This window comes from Pseudomonas sp. 58 R 3 (assembly GCF_900006605.1).
In the GTDB taxonomy this organism is placed as follows: Bacteria; Pseudomonadota; Gammaproteobacteria; order Pseudomonadales; family Pseudomonadaceae; genus Aquipseudomonas; species Aquipseudomonas salomonii.
The window spans coordinates 809-1,081 of record NZ_CVTT01000079.1; the positions used below are offsets into that span (position 1 = coordinate 809).

A 273-nucleotide genomic window follows, 5' to 3' on the forward strand; every position below is an offset into this window, starting at 1 on the left:
AAGCGTCGGTAGTTGAAGGCGGCGATATCACTTACACCGCGACCTTGACTAACAAGGCGCAAACCGACGTCACCGTAACGTTGAGCAATGGCCAAACCATCACGATCAAGGCCGGTGAAACCGTCGGCTCGACCGTGTTTAACACTCCAGCCAACGACGTCTATAACAACGGTTCGACTGTCAGCACTACGATCGCTAAAACCGAAGGCGGTAACTTCGAGAACCTGGTCACCGATCCGAAGGCAGCTGAAACAGCCATCACTGACTCGATCG

Annotated in this window: 1 protein-coding gene; it reads left to right on the forward strand. The window is 53.8% G+C overall.

From position 1 onward, the window contains the following. On the forward strand, positions 1-273 hold a 273-nt coding region (locus tag BFP92_RS31835), incomplete at both ends, for an immunoglobulin-like domain-containing protein (protein ID WP_170875868.1).